Origin of the sequence: Streptomyces sp. NBC_01260 (assembly GCF_036226405.1) — a bacterium.
GTDB lineage: Bacteria > Actinomycetota > Actinomycetes > Streptomycetales > Streptomycetaceae > Streptomyces > Streptomyces laculatispora.
Genome location: NZ_CP108464.1, coordinates 5,774,704 through 5,790,069 on the forward strand (window position 1 = coordinate 5,774,704; position 15,366 = coordinate 5,790,069).

Sequence of the window (15,366 nt, forward strand, 5' to 3'; positions counted from 1 at the left end):
CTGACAGGACAGGCGACGGCGGTCAGCCGTCGATGTGCTCGGCGGCGATCTGCCGCCAGTGCTGGACCCAGCCCGCCTTGCGGTTGTCCACGAGCCTGTGGACCAGTCCCCAGCTGTGCACCAGCTCCAGGCGGAGCGACTTCGGCAGTTTGTCGTGCTCGTTGCGTACATCCCGCCAGACACGGGGGTGAAGAACCCGAAGCGCGTCCTCGGCCGCGCATTCGTTGAACTGCATCTCCCATAGCCCGTGGAGCGTCGCATCGGCGGAACTGAGCGCCGCCACCTCGGCCGGAACATCCTTGTGCGCGATCTCGCGAGCCACCAGATCGGCATTGAAGAACTGCCTCTTGGCCGAGTCCAGCTCCACGTGGCCGGCCTCGGCCATCTGCCGAATGAACAGGGCGGAGCCAAGGGCGGCTGCCTTGTCGTCCTCAACTTCGAGTACCAGCCGAAGCTGCTCCGCGGGGGCGGGGGCGGGGGCGGCCTGAGCGTATGTCTCGTAGAAGCCGCGACGCACGTCGTCGCCTTCGGGGCTAAGCAGCTTCTTCCGGAGGGCGGTCTCGTCCCAGAGCTGGATGACGAGGCTGTGTTCCTTCTCCCTTGCCTTCGTCCATCTGTCCCACCACGCCGTCATGGGGCCGTCCATGCTGGAGGGGATACACAGGATCCAGCTGGCGATGGTGTGGCCGTTCTTGACGGCTGCCTTCAGCACGTTGGCGAGCGAGTCTTCGACCTGCTGTACGTGCTTCTTGGTGGTGACCGGCATGAAGTACTTGGACTGCCACACTGTGATCGCTCCGCCGAGGTTTCCGGCGAAGGCGTCGATACCCCAGTCGCCGGGATTGGCAGCGACGGACCGTACGTTTGGGGTCGTCGCGGCGGCAAGCTGAGCGATCATCGTTTCGAAGTCGTCGCGGGCTCCGCCGGGGCTTGACCCACGGAGTGCGTGCACGTCGAAGCTGATTGGCTGGACGCCCGTCGGCGCCGCTATCGAGTCAGGCACAGCCCACCCCCCTGCGCCGTGGCTGCACACAGGATGTCCCCCGTGCGTCACACAACGTATCGGTGGAGCTTATCCAACGGCCACTCGTCTGATCAAGAAGTGGAATGCGCGGGCATCGCAAATACGGCATGGGATCTATCCGGAGCGAAGGAAGTCATCGCCGGACTACCGTGATCGCAGACGACGGCCACCAGCGCACGGGCCTGATCATTCCTCACCACCGTGTGCCCGGTTGGGCTGAACTCCCGTGCTGGAAGGGCGAACCCAAGGCCTCGGACCGCAAGGTTAGGGCCCGCATCGAGCACGTCTTCGCCCAGACCAGCGTGGCGCGGTTCAACCTCCGACGAACCTCTGCGGTCATCGCCGCGTCGCCGGGGCGGTCGGCAGCCCCAACCCAAGTAAGTGGCCGCACGCACACACTCCACCTCGCGAGCGCCACAACCAGCATCCCGAGATTCTCCTGGACGGCCTATCTCTAGATAGCTAGAGTTTGGGTATGGAGTATCCCTTCAGGGTGACCGACGCGACGCTGGACGTGCTCGAAACCCTTCTGTCAGGCGATGAACAGCTCTACGGGCTGAAGATCGCTAAGTTGGCGGGCCGGCCCAGCGGCAGTGTGGTCCCCATCCTCATGCGGCTTGAAGGCTGTGGTTGGCTCCTTAGCGAGTGGGAGCAGAACCAGGACGCCCGAGGGCCTCGTCGGCGGTTCTACCAGATCAACCCCGACCACCTGGGGCAAGCGCGAACCCTTGTGGCGGAGCGGCGAGGGACGCGGGCTCAGCACGCTCTCATGCCCGGCATCCTTCGTCCGGGGATCGAGGGGGGACGATGAGTCCGGAGATGATCGCAGTCCTGACCGCAGTAGTCCTTCCGCTACTGCTGGCGGAATTCGGCGACTGGTGCCCCTGGCTTGCCAAGCGCTTGGTGCGATGGACTGCCCGGCATCTTGGGGATGCGGCTGTGGTTGAGCGCTACTCCGAGGAATGGCTAGCCGAAATCGAAGAGGTGCCTGGAAAGCTGTCCTGCTTGGTCGTTGCGATTGGCAAGGTCTCGGCGTTACCGAAGAGCCGATGGGAGCTGCGAGCCCAGCGGCGAGCCGTCGACCGCTTGGTGAGGTTGGGAGATCTCCTGCCTACAGGCCGCCCCAGCTACTGGGATCACCTGGGCGACAGCGGGGTGATCTACCGCTTCGTGCACCAAGCTGAGGCATGCTCCCGCATGGTGCAGGCCGTCGCTGATGACGATCCGCGATGCAGGAACGATCTGCATGTGCTCGTCGGTCCTGCGGGCTCCGGGAAAACGGTCGTCCTTCAATGGATCTATGAAGCCCTGCACCAACAGGGGAAGGAAGTGCACTACCTCTATGCCCCTAGGTGGGTGACGAGCAGGTCCCAGTCCTCTTTGCCGCTCGACAGACGTTCTCGCAAACGGCTTGCCAGGGCCTCGGAGGATGTCGGACTCCTCATGGTCGACGAAGCGGATGGGGTAACGATCCAGGCCGTTCAGAGCTTGCGGCTTCGCTGCCCAGTCCTCATCGTCGGGCGGGCTTCTGATCTCAGCCGACGGCCGAGGAGCACCGGAGTGGAGTTCGACCTGACGCCTCAAGGGGGTGGCTTCTTGAGGCACGGGCTCTCCTGACCATGCCGGTCCGGGTGAAGCAACACGGCCAGACTTGACACGGATACGTGACGGGCAGCCCTTGGGTTGCCCGTCACGAGGCCCCAACTTCTAAGGGGAAGGTGAGATGTCGGTTCGGTCTGGCTCGGGTGAGGGGATGATCGGTGTCCGACGAAGTAACCGGAGTCGAGTCACCCTCAGGCTGGACGGAGCAACCCTGTGACCATGCGGCAAGAACTCGATGACCTACTTGCACTGAGGAACGGAATCACTCCTCAGACTCGAGGTCGGAGGTTCGAGGGATGGCTGAACCGGCTGCTCTCTCAGAGCAACCTGGCTCCTCGGACGGCGTTCCGGCCAGATGGCGAGGAGGTTGACGGCTCCTTCGTTCACGGACACAGGACGTACCTCCTTGAGGCTAAGTGGCTCAAGGACGAGGTGCCCGCCTCGGCCATCTACCAGTTCAAGGGGAAGGTGGATGGCAAGCTCGTCGGAACCATCGGAGCCTTCATCTCGATGTCGGGCTACAGCCAGGACGCGGTTGATGCCCTCCGCGTCGGCAAGAACCTGAACGTAATACTCTTCGACCGCGGCGATATCGACCTGGCTGTGCGGGTCGGATTCGCCGAGGTGTTCGGTTTCAAGCTCCGCCAAGCCGCCGAAAAGGGTGAGGTTTTCATTCCCTATGAGGTGGTTCCAGATAGCGACGTGGTTCCGTCTCCAGGCGTGCCGTTGACTGTTGTTGTGGAAGGGCCCGGGGATGCGTCCATTATTCGCGGGATCGCCCAGAACCTCAGCCGGAGTGGTACCCCGACGCGCGATCTGCATGTCATCGTCGCGCACGGAGTGATGGGGATGTCCCACATTGCAGAAGCCGCAGCGCAAGCACGTGGTGGAGATGTTCTGGCCATCGCTGACTCAGACGGTCACCTCACCACGATCCCTCACCTGGACATGCTTCAGGGGCAGAACATCGAGTCCATCATCGTCGACCCCTGGATCGAGAAGTGGCTTGGCTTCTCCTCGCCCGCCGAGGCGAGGCAGGTCCCACGAAGGGAGATACCCCACCGAGTGGCAAAGATTGACGTCGCCGATCTCGCGGCACGTGACCTGGAATTTGGACGGTTGATCAAAATTCTCAGTGCGTAGACCCAGCCATGTTCCGATGAGCCGGCGGGTGTCCAAAATTCGCTGCACCAAGTGCACCCAGCACTTCTCCGGCTCGGGCATCGAGTGGTGCGGCAGGTCGAGTGCTGCAGGATGGATGACCAGCGAGGCCCCCGAGCAACGTGATTGAGACGTCAGGCATCTCGATCAACAGCTCGAGGGCCTCGTTCGTTGCGCTTCAGGCCCATCACCAAATCGGTGGCCTCCTCGAAGAAGCTCAGTGATTCAAGGGAGAGGCTCTACAGAAGCAGCCGCCACTGCTTGTGATAGCGAAGCTGACGCGGGGATGACTCTACTAACCGAGCCATCGTCATTAATTAGTAGAAATCCTTCAATGTGCAACTCATGTATTACGCGTCGAACGTCATTCGATGCCACATCCGGAAAATTCTCACACGAGATCCATTTAATCTCAGATGCATTTTTCCCGTTTCGCATGGGGAGAGTTCCGTTTTTAATGTGATAGTCGAGTACGAAGGCGGCTTCAGGGACCTTGGGTTGGTAGAGGTCCAGCAGAAACAACAAGTCCAACTGGCTTTGGTCTTCACGTGAGACTGTATCGCCGTCTGGTGTCAATTCATACCAGGCCTGATAGAGGTCGCCTGGTTCCATGATGGGCATATTGTTCATCAACGCTCGCCTCACACTCCGCTCACCTCGCGGTTTGTGCTTCTTCGTTCTCCCCATGCTTCCGTCCTATGTGATCGCATGCGCTTGCGACTCGCCCAGCTGGAGGCGAGCGGCCCCAGGTGGTGCTGCGGATCGATTATGCACAACTGTTCATGGTGTAGCGAATATATCGCTGTTGATCTCGATGTGTGTCCACGAGCAGCGATCCGCCAGACCCTCGGCTCCTTCTTCTGGGAGTTCACATCCGCAGATTGCGCGAGGAACGTGGTCTCAGCCTTGAGGAGCTCGCCGAACTTAGCGGCCTCAGCTTTCGTGGCCTCGTGTACGTGGAACACGGTCGCAGGAACGCCGGTGTGCTGACTCTCTTGCAGATCGCGGAAGGTCTGCAGACGGAGCCGTCTCAGCTCCTCGCGCCGTTTGACACGCCGACTGCGGCGGATGTCACCAATCCCCGCCGCGGGGGCGAGTAATCGGCGCAGGTGTCGCTCGCCCTTTTGGCTACCAAGGACGCCGTGCTCATCGTGGACGGCACCCTGGCACCCACCCGCGACCACACCATCGCCGAGCAGTCCAAGAACTACCGATACTCCACCAACCACCAGGTCGTCATCGACGCCGACACCCGGCTCGTCGTGGTGGTCGGTCGGCCTCTACCAGGCAACCGCAACGACTGCAAGGCATGGGAGGAGTCCGGCGCGACGGCCGCCGTCGGCACGACCGTGACCATCGCCGACGCAGCTATCCGAGCACAGGGCTCGTGATGCCCCACCGCCGCCGCAAAGGCGAAGAACTGCGGACTGGAAACAGGCCCACAACACGTCCCGCAAACAGGTCCGCGCCCGCGTCGAGCACGTCTTCGCCCGCATGAAGACCTGGAAGATCCTCTGGGACTGCCGCCTCAAAGGTGTGACCACGCAGTCTTGTTGGCAAATCGCGGCGCAGCTTGTCGCTGGTCTGACGGATGTGTCGCTGCGTGGTTGGCGAAGAGGCAGCAGGTTAGTTGGCAAGCCATGGTCACCGAATGTGATGGGCAGACGTCCGACTCGCAGACCGCCTCGATGCTGAGGATTTCGGCGTCTCCCGGGAAAGGGGTATCGCCGGTAATGCTCCAGGATTGAACGCTAAGGAATGATCTTGGTTTGGAGGGTCTCAGTTCGATCACTGGCGGGACGGCTGTGACGCCTGTTGCCTAGCGTCACGCCTTGTGACTATTGAGTATCTTTCAGAAGACCAGATGGCCCGGTACGGACGCTTCGCCGGGGAGCCGTCAGCGCAGGAGTTGGAAGAGTTCTTCCGGCTGGACGCGGCGGCGCTGGAGCGGGCGGCAGCCAAACGGCGGCCGCATAATCGCCTGGGCTGGGCGGTGCAGTGGGGCACCGTGCGGATGCTGGGCACCTTCTTGTCGGCACCGGCCGAGATGCCGCCCGGGGTGGCCGCGTTTGTCGCAGAGCAGTTGGGGATCGACGATCCGTTGTGTCTGAAGCTGTACCCGGAGCGGCTGCCGACCCAGCATGAGCACGCCCGGGAGATCCGGAAGCTGTTGAAGATCCGCGACTTCGAGGACGGAGACCTGGCTCTGCGGGAGCACATAGCCGGCCGGGTGTGGGTGTCGAACGAGGGGCCGCGGGCACTGTTCGACCGGGCGGTGACGTGGCTGTTGCGCAACCGGGTGCTCCTGCCCGGGCTGACGCCGCTGGCCTACCTGGTCGCCGAGGTCCGCAAGGGTGAGCAGGCGCTGATCTACTCGGTGGTGGACGCACCGGTGAATCCGGAGTTCCGGCGTGAGCTGCTGGAGCTCCTCGACGTCCCGGACGGCGCCCAGACCTCGGTTTTGGAGGGGTGGCGCAAGGGCCCGCGGGATGTGTCGGGGCGGGGCCAAAAGGCCGCGTTGGAGCGGACGCGGGACATCCACGGCGTGAAGTCCGGCGAGCTGGACTTGTGGCGGGTGCCGCCGGTGAAGCTGGCGGAGCTGGCCCGGTACGGGATGAGTGCGCATGCGCCGACGCTGCGCAGGCTGGCGGAGCCGCGGCGGACGGCGACGGTGCTGGCCACAATGCGGTACCTGGAGGGCTCCTCGGTCGATGATGCGCTGACGCTGTTCGATGTGCTGATGGCTACGAAGCTGCTGGCCCGCGCGGAGCGCGAGGAGGACAAGGCGAAGCTGAAGGGGCTGCCGAAGCTGCGGAAGGCGGCGGCGAAGGTGGCCAGCGCGGTCTCCGTTCTTCTCGACGTCCCCATCGAGAGCGACGGCGGCGAGGACGACGCGGAGTCTGTGCCGCTGAGTGTGGCCCAGGCGTGGGAGCGGATCGAGCAGCTGGTTACCCGTGAGGAGCTGGCCAAGGCGATCGTGGAGCTTGGCGAGCTGCTGCCCGAGGGCACCGATGAGGACGCGGATACCGCTTGGCGCAAGCAGCTGCTGGAGCGGTACGCGACGGTGCGGCCGTTCACCTCGCTGCTGGCCGAGGTGATCCCCTGGGGTGCGACGCAGGCCGGCACCCCGATCGTGGAAGCACTGCGGGAGCTGCCGAAGGTGCAGGCGCGGCGCAAGCCCGGCCCCGAGCACATCGACGCCTCGCTGCTGGACGGCACGTGGCGGCGCCTGGTGCTGGGCAACCCGCTGCTGGCGGTGAACGGGTACATCGACAAGCATGCCTGGACGTTCTGTGTGCTGGAGGCCCTGCACACCGCGCTCAAGCGCCGGGACGTGTTCGCGAAGGGGGCGGACAACTGGGGTGATCCGCGCGCACGGCTGCTGTCCGGGCCGGACTGGCAGGTCAACCGGCCCAGGGTGCTGACCGCGCTGGAGCTGTCGGGCAGTGCGGAGGAGCACCTGGGCGAGCTCGAAGTGCTGCTGGACGAAATGTACGCGCACGTCGCCGACGGCCTGCCGGGCAATGCGGCGGTGGACATCGTGGACGGGAAGATCCGCCTGGACCGGCTTGAGGCGGAGCCCGAGCCCGCCGGATACAAGCCGGTCCACGACGCGGTGCAGGCGATGCTGCCGAGGATCGACTATCCGGAGCTGCTGCTGGAAGTCCATGCGCGCACGGGCATGTTCGACTCTTTCGAGCACATCGGCGGGAAGGTCGCCCGCCCCGTTGATCTGGACCTCACGCTCACCGCCCTTTTGGTCAGCAAGTCCACGAACATCGGGTTCGAACCGGTGATCAAGCCCGGCGAGAAGGCGCTGACCCGCTCGCGGTTGATCGCCGCGGACTGGGGCTACTGGAACCTGCCCGGGATGAGTGCCGCCTCCGGTCTGCTGGTCACCCGGCAGGGCGATATCGACATCGCCTCGGACTGGGGCGGCGGACATGTCGCCTCCGCCGACGGGATGCGCTTCAACGTACCCCTGCGTTCGATCCACACCCGCCCGAACCGGAAGTACTTCACCGGGCGCGGAGCGACCTGGCTCAACGTCGTCTCGGACCGTGTGATGGGCCTGGGCGGCATCGTCATGCCGGGCACCTTGCGGGATTCGCTCGGCATCCTGGACGCGATGTTCAACCTCGACGGCCCGGTCCGCCCAGAGATCGTCATCACCGATACCGGTTCGTACAGCGACCTGGTCTTTGGGCTGTTCGCGATCTGCGGCTACCAGTTCTCACCGAGGATCGCCGACATCTCGGATGCCCGGCTGTGGCGCTTGGACATGGCCAAGGACTACGGGCCGCTCCAGCCGGTCTCCCGCCAGCGCGTGCAGGTCGAGCGAATACGCCAGAACTGGGAGGACATGCTCCGCGTCGCGGGCTCGCTCCAGACCGGCAAGGTGCGGGCGTACGACCTGTTGCGGATGATGACCAGCGGAGACCGGATGACCGGCCTCGGGGATGCGTTCGCGCATTACGGCCGCATCTTCAAGACGCTCCACCTACTTCAGTTCATCGACTCCGAGGCATACCGGCGCATGATCGGCGTCCAGTTGAACATCGGCGAGGGCCGCCACGCGCTGGCCCGGAATATCTTCTTCGGACGGCTCGGTGAACTGAGGCATGCCTACCGGGAGGGGATGGAGGATCAGCTGGGGGCGCTGGGCATGGCCCTGAATGCGGTGGTCTGGTGGAACACCCTCTATACGGACGCCGCCGTCAAGGAGTTGGAGGCCGGCGGGCTGACCATCTCCCAGGAGATCCGCTCCCGGCTCTCCCCGCTGGTCCATGAGCATATTAATTTCCATGGCCGGTACCCCATCGTTCGCAGCCACGGCGACGGTTCGCTGCGGGCACTGCGGGACCCGAACGCCGCGGAGGAGTAACGGGCGGCCGGCCGTGGGTACGTCTTGTACGGCAAAGGGCCGTCTCCCTCACCCGGCGCCGAGTTCGTCCAGGCCGACGTACTCACCTACCTGCGCACCCTGCCACCGGGCACCGTGACCGCCGCCCTCTCCGTCTTCGGCATCCTCAGCTTCAGCCCCGCGCCGCCGCTGCTGGCCGCCTGCGCGCGGGCACCCTGCGGCCCGGCGGGTTCCGGCTCCTCACCCTCCGGGCCAGTGACACCCACGACTACGTGGCCCTGCTGCATCGCCGCGAGCCGCCTACCGAGCCTGGCGGACACGTTCGCACCCCCGCGAACCCGTCTACACAGGGTGACAGGGAGGCTACGATCACGGGCATGGACTTCTCCGCGGCGCTGGAGCTGCTGAAGGACGGCTGACACATGGCCCGCCGCAGCTGGGTCCAGCCTCGCAAGTACGTATACCTGGAGCCGAATCTCACACCGGACAGCCTCGACCGGACTCTCGCCGCCCACCTGCGGTTCGTGGCCGCCGACGGCACCGTCCAGGTAGGGGTACAGCCCTCGCACGCCGGACTGGTCGCCGAGGACTGGCACGACATCGACGCTGGAAGCGACAAGGGATGACGATGTCGCGAGAACTGACCCGCACTGAGTGGACCGCCTTCCATGCGGCCTACCTGCGAGGGAACACAGCCCTATGCCCATCCTGCGGTACGGCCCAGCAGGCCCTGCTCAAGCCGCTGGACCGGATCGTGCGCTTCTCCTGCGGTCACGAGCTGGCGATCCCGGAGAACACCGAACCTCTCGCGCAGCCGCAGCCCTCCGCGCGCTGACGGCTCCGCCACAGTCGGGCAATGCTGGGGGCCGTGCACCGGAAGCGGGCCGCCGCAAGGGTCAGCGAGGGGCGCCCCGCCGGGCGGCCGGGTCGCCGCCGGCGACGTGGGCCGCGACTGCGTCGACGCCGGGCCGCGCGTACCGCTCCAGGGAGCGGACAGAGGCGTGGCGGGAGCGGGCCAGCAGCATCGGCGTGGACGTGCCGCGCTCGGCGTCATGTGTGAGCGCGCTGTGGCGGAGCCGGTGGAGCGTGAATCCGTCCAGGTCGACGACCTCCTCCGGCCGGGCGAGCGGGTTGGCCAGCAGCCGGGTGGAGGTCTCGAAGACTTCTTCCGCGCGGCGGTACGACAGGCGGGCCCGGCCCGTTTCGGGGCACACATCCAGGGTGGGCGTCCCGGCGGGCGCGCGGCGGCCGGTGAGGAAGAGCGGGCCGCGACTGCGGCCGGCGGTGAGGCGGGGCAGCAGCTGGGCGGTGCCGGACTGCCAGTGCACCCACTCGGTGGCGCCGCCCTTGGCCAGGGTCCGGCCGCGTTTGTCGCCTGGGTGCAGGTCCTCGATGTTGAGGCACAGGATCTCTTCTGCCCGGGCCGCCGATTCGTAGAGCATCTTCCACAGAGTCTTGTCTCGCAGCGCGACGTCCAGGCGCCACAGGGCAGCAATCTGGTTCTCCGCGAGGGCCTTGGTGCGGTCCGGCGGTGCCGGACGCCGCTCGATGCCGATGGTGGGGTCGCATGCGATCCAGCCCTGCCGCTGCCACCAGCCGATCGCCTTGCGGGCGATCGACAGTTCCCGGTTGACGGTGTCAGCGTCCATCTCGTCCGCCCGCGCGGCAGCGAGTTCGGCCAGTACCTGAGGCAGCACCGGATCGTCCAGGCCCGTCAGCGCGAAACCGGGCGGCGTCGCACCGCGTCGGGCCGGTCCGGTGGGCGCAGGTTCGCCGCCGAGCATCCACCCCCATGTCGTGAGCGAGATCCGGTAGATCCGCGCGGAGGACTTCGCGATGCCCGCACCCGTCAAGTACCGGTCGACCGCCGCGGTGTACGTGGCCGGAGGGGCGGACAGCGGCACGACGCGGGCGCGCGGCAACCGCAACGCGCCCCCGGCCCCGAGTTCGGTCACTGGTTCGATCGTCACGCCCGCCCCGCCCTTCCAGCTCTGCCGCAGTAAATGCGTACACCTCGCCCCGGCGGCCGGAATGGCCCACCGCAGGTCGCGATGATCACGGTAGGGGTCCGCCGCAGTAAATCCGGCATTTACCGCGGCAGCACCCTGACGGGCCGTCAGTCGGCGGAAGTCTGATAAGCCGACCCTGAACCGGACCCGGTGCGGAGCCGGACGACGAGAGGACCGCACAGCAAAGCCCCTGCCTGCCCTGAGCGCCGAAGCCCGCGCGGAAAACCTCCAGAGCACGGATCACGCCGAGGGAGCGATGAGGTGAGCGAGCGACCACGCGGCGAAGGCGAAAAAGACCAGTGCTACTCCCCGGCCAAGCCGCGGCGCCGACTTGTTGTAGAAGCGGCGAACGGCGCCCAGTCCGGAAAACCAGGCCAGCAACATCCCCGCAGCCAGGCATCCTAGGGCACTGGCGGCGACGAAGAGCGGAATCGTCGAGACCGTCAGCAGTTCGACCCGGTCGCCCAACACTGCGGCGAAAATCGCGAATGTGACGGGATAGCTCTTGGGATTGGTCATACCGAAGGCGACGCCTTGCAGTACGACCCTACTGTCTGCGAGGGCGATAACCGCCTGGGGAGCCTGAGCTGCCACCAGCGCCCGCGCTCCGAGATAAGCCAGGTACAGCGCGCTGGCCAGCGTCAGAATGGTGAAGAATGTGGGCGAAATCAGCTGGACCCAGCGCAGCGCGATCAAGGCGAGCGCGGCCCAGATGAGATCGCCTGCTAAGTGGCCAACCACAAAGAAAGCGCTGGGGCGTCGGCCGCTGCTGGCGCCGATGTGAAGCACCATCAGCACTCCGGGCCCCGGAGTCAGCACGACGAGGGCACAGGACAGGACTGTGGCGCATAGAAGGGTGACCATTGGGCTCTCCGGGCGACCTAGCTTGATCCGAGCTGAGTGTGCGTGACGCGGCCGGAGCCGGTGTTGGTCCCGCAGCGTTCTGCGTAGGACCGGATCGTGTGGGTTGCCGCTATCTGATCTTCCCATGACGCGTGACTGAAGATCTTGCACCAGTCCTGGGATATCTCATCGAAATCGACAAAATCGGTTGAGCCGTACTTGGATGGCATGGAATCGAGGAGTCCTTCGTCGAGGATCTCGAAACCCTTCTCCTTGGCAGCCTCTCTGGCGAGGTTCGGGTTCATCAGCCACCGGCCGGTCAACGCGCCGAAGTCGGGGTAGAGAGGTCCTGCCTCCAGAGAGGCCATCATCTCGTTATCGATCAGCCAGCGAGAGAAGTCAATCGTGTTCTGCAGGCTCTCATAGTTCTCGCCTGGTCCGCCGAGAACCAGTGAGCCATGGATGAGAATGCCGGCCTCCTTGAACAGGCGGCAGGCGCGTTGATTGTTCTCCAGGCTGTCGCACGGACCCTTGAGAAGTTTGAGCATCCGAGTGTCGCCCGATTCCAGGCCCATGTTGACCCGGTAGACGCCGAGCTGCTGGTACAGGCTGACGAGTCGGGGCGCGGTCTCCGCAGCCTGGGTGTAGATGAAGAATTTCGGGTCGCCGATGTCATCCGGTTTGGCGTCGGCCAGGCTGCTTACCCAGCGAGGGGAACTGCTCATGCTGTCGAATGCCTCATAGAATATCGAGGCAGCAATTTGCTCCTGCGCTGCGCGCACGTCGTCCCAGAACATCTCAGGGGAGGAGAAGCGCAGGCTGAGGTCCATGATGCCGCAGAAGTGGCATGGAGCCTTGACCCGTGCACAGCCGCGGGCACGGTTCATCGTTGTCACACCGGTGACCTCCTCGCCGGTGTGCATCCCGCCGTAGCGGTCCAGGTAGTTGCGCAGGTATTGGGCCCAGTTCGAGTCCAGCATGAGGGACCGGTCCGGAACAGGGATAGCGTCCAGAACCGCGCTGCCCAGCGCACCTCCGCCGCTCTTGATCCGATCAACGGGTATCTCGGGCAGGCGGTTGTGAGCAATGCCGTCGGACGTGCGGTACAGCAGCTCCGGAACGGCCCTCAGGGCGAGCTCTCCATTCAGCGCGCTCACGAACGCCGAGAGAGCGAACTCGCCGACGTCCGCGGCACACACGTAGTCGACGGCATCGCGGTGCTGAAGGATCTGCCGGGCCATGGCGGCGGCGTGATCATTGCCGAGGATGGTAATGGCACCGGCGTTCTTGCCCGCCTCAGCCAGCCGGAGTGTGTTGCGGTAGGACGTGGCCAGTACACCTATGCCGAGGACATCGGGTTCAAAATCCCGGATCAGCTGTTCGATCTCGTTCATCGGCGTGATTTGGCCGTCGAGCGCGATCACTTCCAGGAACGGGTGGTCACGTCGAAGCACCGTGGCCAGCGACACAACCCCTAACGCAGGAAAAGTGCCGTCATTGGCGATCGAGGAGACATCGGAGTCATTACCTGCGTTCACGAGTAGGACCCGCTGCACCTTCATGGGCATCGCGTACCTCCGTGGGCGTGAAAACTGCGTAGGGCGAGGGGCTGCACATAGCAAGCTGCGGAGCGTGCGGCAGGCATACTGCATTTCGTCGCCTTGATCAACGAGCTCTGTTGTGGCGCGTCACGAGTTTGACGAATGTACGGTCTCTGATTGCCGAGCACAAGGACGTTTTTCGGCTATCAAGGTGGAGATATCCGCACACCGCCTTCGAGGCGCAAAACCTGCCTCGACCCTTGTCCGCCGAGGACATCTGTGGGCACGAGGACGGCTTCGTTTCCGTCCCGCTCCTCGGCCACTGCACTGCCGCGGTGCGGGACCCAGGCACCCGGCACCGCGGCCGTGGCGAGGTTCAGACAGAGGCCATGCCGAAGATCATTCCTTAGCGTTCAATCCTGGAGCATTACCGGCGGGACCCCGGAAATGTCGATGCCGACCTCGGCGTCCAAGGGCGCTGAGGCACCGGGCAGTTGCCAAAGCAGTAGTGGACGAGGCAGGCGGTTGCCATTCTGACGGGATGGAAGAAGCAGAAGACCGGTTGAGCCTGCCCCGGCCCCGCTGGGCGAATGCCGAGATTACTGTCTGGGGCGGTGCCAGCGAGGACGATCTGGCCCTTGCTGGCGGCTATCTGAGAGTGGCCGAGACCGCCGCCCGACACTGGATCACCCACGGCCCGGACGACCGGATGCCCCTCCCGATCCTCTACAACTACCGACACAGCATCGAACTGTCGCTGAAGTGGCTGATCCGCAAGGCCGCCCAGTGCGCCCTGCGCGAGGGCTACGCAGGAGAAGAAGACCTCAGCGCCCATCAGTTGGACAAGCGTCTGCGCACGCATAACATCAGAAAACTGGCGGACTGTCTCAACCGGTACCTGGCCCTGCTGGACCTGCCCAAGGTGGAACAGCGCATCGATCCGGATTCCTGGAGCCAGCTCACCTGGCTGGACAGCGAGGATGCATCAGGGGAGACCTACCGGTACGCCGTGGTCGGCCACGGCACGGGCCGGGCTCCCGCCCGTCCCGTGCAGCAGAACGTCAACTTCTACGAGCAGGTGAACGAGCTGCACAAGCTCGCGCACCTGCTGTGGGGCGGCTACTCGGCTCATCTCGGTGAGTACGAGAACTGGCAGATCGAGTACATGGAGGCCATGGACAGGGCCGGCTATTGACGCGCTGCGCCGTCGCTACGGTGTCGGTTTCTTGTGGCGGGTGAGGAGCTCGGTGAAGAAGTCGGAGATGAGCTGCGGGCTGTCGGGCCGAGTGAGTTCCCAGCCGCCGAAGCGGTAGATCTCATAGCCGGCCAGCCGCAGACGGCGGTCCTCGGCGACCATCTCCGAGTACAGCCTGGGCGAGGCGGTGTACGTGGTGCGGCCGTCCGCGCCGGTGGGATTCTTGGTGCCGTAGTGGTGGGCGCCGTCCACCTCGATCACGATGCGGGAGCGGTCGGGGGCCAGCAGTAGGAAGTCCATACGCTCGCGGTGCAGAGCACCGCTGTGTCCGCCGCTCTTGCGGGTGTAGGGGTCGTAGTGCAGGTAGACCTGCGGAATAAGGGCGGGCAGGTCAAACCCGTCGGGTTCGGCGTAGCGGGTGCAGTACGTGCGCAGGACCGTCTGCTCCGGCAGGGAATCCAGTGAGCGGTACAGCCGCCGGTACAGGGCCTCGGCAGCCTCCGGCTCCTCGGCGTCCGGCATGTGGTGCGCCTGCCACCAGGCGACCATCTGTCGCCAGGTCAGGCCCTGTGCCGGCAGCGGGTCCTTGTACACGAGGCAGTTGTCGGCGTTCCGGACAATCTCCACCTCGTTGCTCACCGCATCCCGCAGCACGATCTGCGGCTTCGGGCCGACGGCCGCGAAGATGAGATTTTTGAAGGTGCCACGGGGGCCGTTCCTAAAGCGCTGCTCGTACTCGGCCTCCTGCAGGTCCTCCAAAGCCTGCCTTGTCGGCCCCAGCAGCTCTTCGATGCACTCGCGGCGCGCCTGCCAGCCGCCACCCCCCGACATGTCGTTCTTGCGCCAGTAGTCGTGGAAGCCGCTGTGATGGCGGAACGGCAACTGCGGCCGCTCGAGGCCCAGGCGATCGAGGACCGCCCGGTGCGCTTTGACGGCGAGTACGGCTTCGTCGTCGTTCATGCGTTCGTCATGGCTTGTGCCCCTGGCGACGAAGTCTTCGTGCAGCAACCGGGTCAGGGCCACGGCTACGTCCAGGTCCGGGTGGGCGGGCAGAGGACCGAACCGCAAGGATTCCATCAGCTCAACATCCAGCTCCCACAGCTGACACACCCATTCACCCGGCCTGA

General features: G+C 65.0%; 14 protein-coding genes and 2 pseudogenes. 10 read left to right on the top strand and 6 right to left on the bottom strand.

Features of this window, described 5'->3' with window-relative positions:
- Window positions 1-22: 22 nt before the first annotated feature.
- The gene (locus tag OG322_RS25610) at window positions 23-898 is read right to left on the bottom strand and encodes a serine/threonine protein kinase (RefSeq protein ID WP_329306984.1); all 876 of its coding nucleotides are present in this window, start codon (window positions 896-898) and stop codon (window positions 23-25) included.
- Window positions 899-1,129: 231 nt separating this feature from the next.
- Between OG322_RS25610 and OG322_RS41630 the strand changes: the two are divergent.
- The 4 genes and pseudogenes from OG322_RS41630 to OG322_RS25625 form a co-directional block, all read left to right on the top strand.
- Window positions 1,130-1,320: pseudogene (locus OG322_RS41630) on the top strand (IS5/IS1182 family transposase); the annotation flags it as partial.
- Between the two features lie 179 nt (window positions 1,321-1,499).
- Window positions 1,500-1,835, top strand: a complete 336-nt coding sequence (locus OG322_RS25615; RefSeq protein WP_329306985.1) for a helix-turn-helix transcriptional regulator — start codon at window positions 1,500-1,502, stop codon at window positions 1,833-1,835.
- Window positions 1,836-1,843: 8 nt separating this feature from the next.
- Entirely contained in the window at window positions 1,844-2,641 is a 798-nt protein-coding gene (locus tag OG322_RS25620) for an ATP-binding protein (protein WP_329306986.1), read from the top strand.
- A gap of 204 nt (window positions 2,642-2,845) precedes the next feature.
- A complete protein-coding gene (locus tag OG322_RS25625) occupies window positions 2,846-3,769 on the top strand; it encodes a restriction endonuclease (RefSeq protein ID WP_329306987.1) in 924 nt (307 codons plus the stop codon).
- A gap of 243 nt (window positions 3,770-4,012) precedes the next feature.
- Here OG322_RS25625 and OG322_RS25630 read toward each other — a convergent pair whose 3' ends face one another.
- Entirely contained in the window at window positions 4,013-4,399 is a 387-nt protein-coding gene (locus OG322_RS25630; protein ID WP_329306988.1) for a hypothetical protein, read from the bottom strand.
- A gap of 206 nt (window positions 4,400-4,605) precedes the next feature.
- On the opposite strand from OG322_RS25630, the gene OG322_RS25635 reads away from it, so the two are divergent.
- The 5 genes and pseudogenes from OG322_RS25635 to OG322_RS25655 all read left to right on the top strand — a co-directional run bounded on the left by OG322_RS25635 (window position 4,606) and on the right by OG322_RS25655 (window position 9,486).
- Window positions 4,606-4,887 carry a helix-turn-helix domain-containing protein gene (locus tag OG322_RS25635; RefSeq protein WP_329306989.1) on the top strand — a complete coding sequence of 94 codons (282 nt, stop codon included), beginning with the start codon at window positions 4,606-4,608 and terminating at the stop codon, window positions 4,885-4,887.
- Window positions 4,888-4,920: 33 nt separating this feature from the next.
- Window positions 4,921-5,482 (top strand): annotated as a pseudogene (locus OG322_RS25640) (transposase); the annotation flags it as partial.
- A gap of 139 nt (window positions 5,483-5,621) precedes the next feature.
- On the top strand, window positions 5,622-8,672 hold the full coding sequence (locus tag OG322_RS25645) for a Tn3 family transposase (protein ID WP_260147642.1): 3,051 nt from the start codon (window positions 5,622-5,624) through the stop codon (window positions 8,670-8,672).
- 401 nt (window positions 8,673-9,073) lie between these two features.
- Window positions 9,074-9,277, top strand: coding sequence for a Thoeris anti-defense Tad2 family protein (locus OG322_RS25650; protein WP_123471834.1), 204 nt, complete (start codon window positions 9,074-9,076; stop codon window positions 9,275-9,277).
- 2 nt (window positions 9,278-9,279) lie between these two features.
- Entirely contained in the window at window positions 9,280-9,486 is a 207-nt protein-coding gene (locus OG322_RS25655) for a hypothetical protein (RefSeq protein WP_123471832.1), read from the top strand.
- A gap of 61 nt (window positions 9,487-9,547) precedes the next feature.
- Here the strand turns inward: OG322_RS25655 and OG322_RS25660 are convergent, their stop codons facing one another.
- The 3 genes from OG322_RS25660 to OG322_RS25670 all read right to left on the bottom strand — a co-directional run bounded on the left by OG322_RS25660 (window position 9,548) and on the right by OG322_RS25670 (window position 13,071).
- On the bottom strand, window positions 9,548-10,621 hold the full coding sequence (locus OG322_RS25660) for a tyrosine-type recombinase/integrase (RefSeq protein WP_260147641.1): 1,074 nt from the start codon (window positions 10,619-10,621) through the stop codon (window positions 9,548-9,550).
- Between the two features lie 279 nt (window positions 10,622-10,900).
- Window positions 10,901-11,650 carry a LysE family translocator gene (locus OG322_RS25665; protein WP_123471830.1) on the bottom strand — a complete coding sequence of 250 codons (750 nt, stop codon included), beginning with the start codon at window positions 11,648-11,650 and terminating at the stop codon, window positions 10,901-10,903.
- On the bottom strand, window positions 11,542-13,071 hold the full coding sequence (locus tag OG322_RS25670; RefSeq protein ID WP_329306990.1) for a B12-binding domain-containing radical SAM protein: 1,530 nt from the start codon (window positions 13,069-13,071) through the stop codon (window positions 11,542-11,544). Before OG322_RS25670 ends, OG322_RS25665 begins: the two co-directional genes overlap by 109 nt.
- Window positions 13,072-13,585: 514 nt before the next feature.
- Between OG322_RS25670 and OG322_RS25675 the strand changes: the two genes are divergently transcribed.
- The gene (locus OG322_RS25675) at window positions 13,586-14,239 is read left to right on the top strand and encodes a hypothetical protein (RefSeq protein WP_329306991.1); all 654 of its coding nucleotides are present in this window, start codon (window positions 13,586-13,588) and stop codon (window positions 14,237-14,239) included.
- A 15-nt stretch (window positions 14,240-14,254) separates the two neighbouring features.
- On the opposite strand, the gene OG322_RS25680 is transcribed toward OG322_RS25675, so the two are convergent.
- Window positions 14,255-15,316, bottom strand: coding sequence for a hypothetical protein (locus tag OG322_RS25680; RefSeq protein ID WP_329306992.1), 1,062 nt, complete (start codon window positions 15,314-15,316; stop codon window positions 14,255-14,257).
- Between the last annotated feature and the right edge of the window lie 50 nt (window positions 15,317-15,366).

Bases quoted from the DNA above. Each gene is read 5' to 3' on its own strand.
- OG322_RS25610 (WP_329306984.1), bottom strand. From the start codon at position 898: ATGATCGCTCAGCTTGCCGCCGCGACGACCCCAAACGTACGGTCCGTC.
- OG322_RS25615 (WP_329306985.1), top strand. From the start codon at position 1,500: ATGGAGTATCCCTTCAGGGTGACCGACGCGACGCTGGACGTGCTCGAA.
- OG322_RS25620 (WP_329306986.1), top strand. From the start codon at position 1,844: ATGATCGCAGTCCTGACCGCAGTAGTCCTTCCGCTACTGCTGGCGGAA.
- OG322_RS25625 (WP_329306987.1), top strand. From the start codon at position 2,846: ATGCGGCAAGAACTCGATGACCTACTTGCACTGAGGAACGGAATCACT.
- OG322_RS25630 (WP_329306988.1), bottom strand. From the start codon at position 4,399: ATGGAACCAGGCGACCTCTATCAGGCCTGGTATGAATTGACACCAGAC.
- OG322_RS25650 (WP_123471834.1), top strand. From the start codon at position 9,074: ATGGCCCGCCGCAGCTGGGTCCAGCCTCGCAAGTACGTATACCTGGAG.
- OG322_RS25655 (WP_123471832.1), top strand. From the start codon at position 9,280: ATGTCGCGAGAACTGACCCGCACTGAGTGGACCGCCTTCCATGCGGCC.
- OG322_RS25665 (WP_123471830.1), bottom strand. From the start codon at position 11,650: ATGGGAAGATCAGATAGCGGCAACCCACACGATCCGGTCCTACGCAGA.
- OG322_RS25670 (WP_329306990.1), bottom strand. From the start codon at position 13,071: ATGCCCATGAAGGTGCAGCGGGTCCTACTCGTGAACGCAGGTAATGAC.
- OG322_RS25675 (WP_329306991.1), top strand. From the start codon at position 13,586: ATGGAAGAAGCAGAAGACCGGTTGAGCCTGCCCCGGCCCCGCTGGGCG.
- OG322_RS25680 (WP_329306992.1), bottom strand. From the start codon at position 15,316: ATGGAATCCTTGCGGTTCGGTCCTCTGCCCGCCCACCCGGACCTGGAC.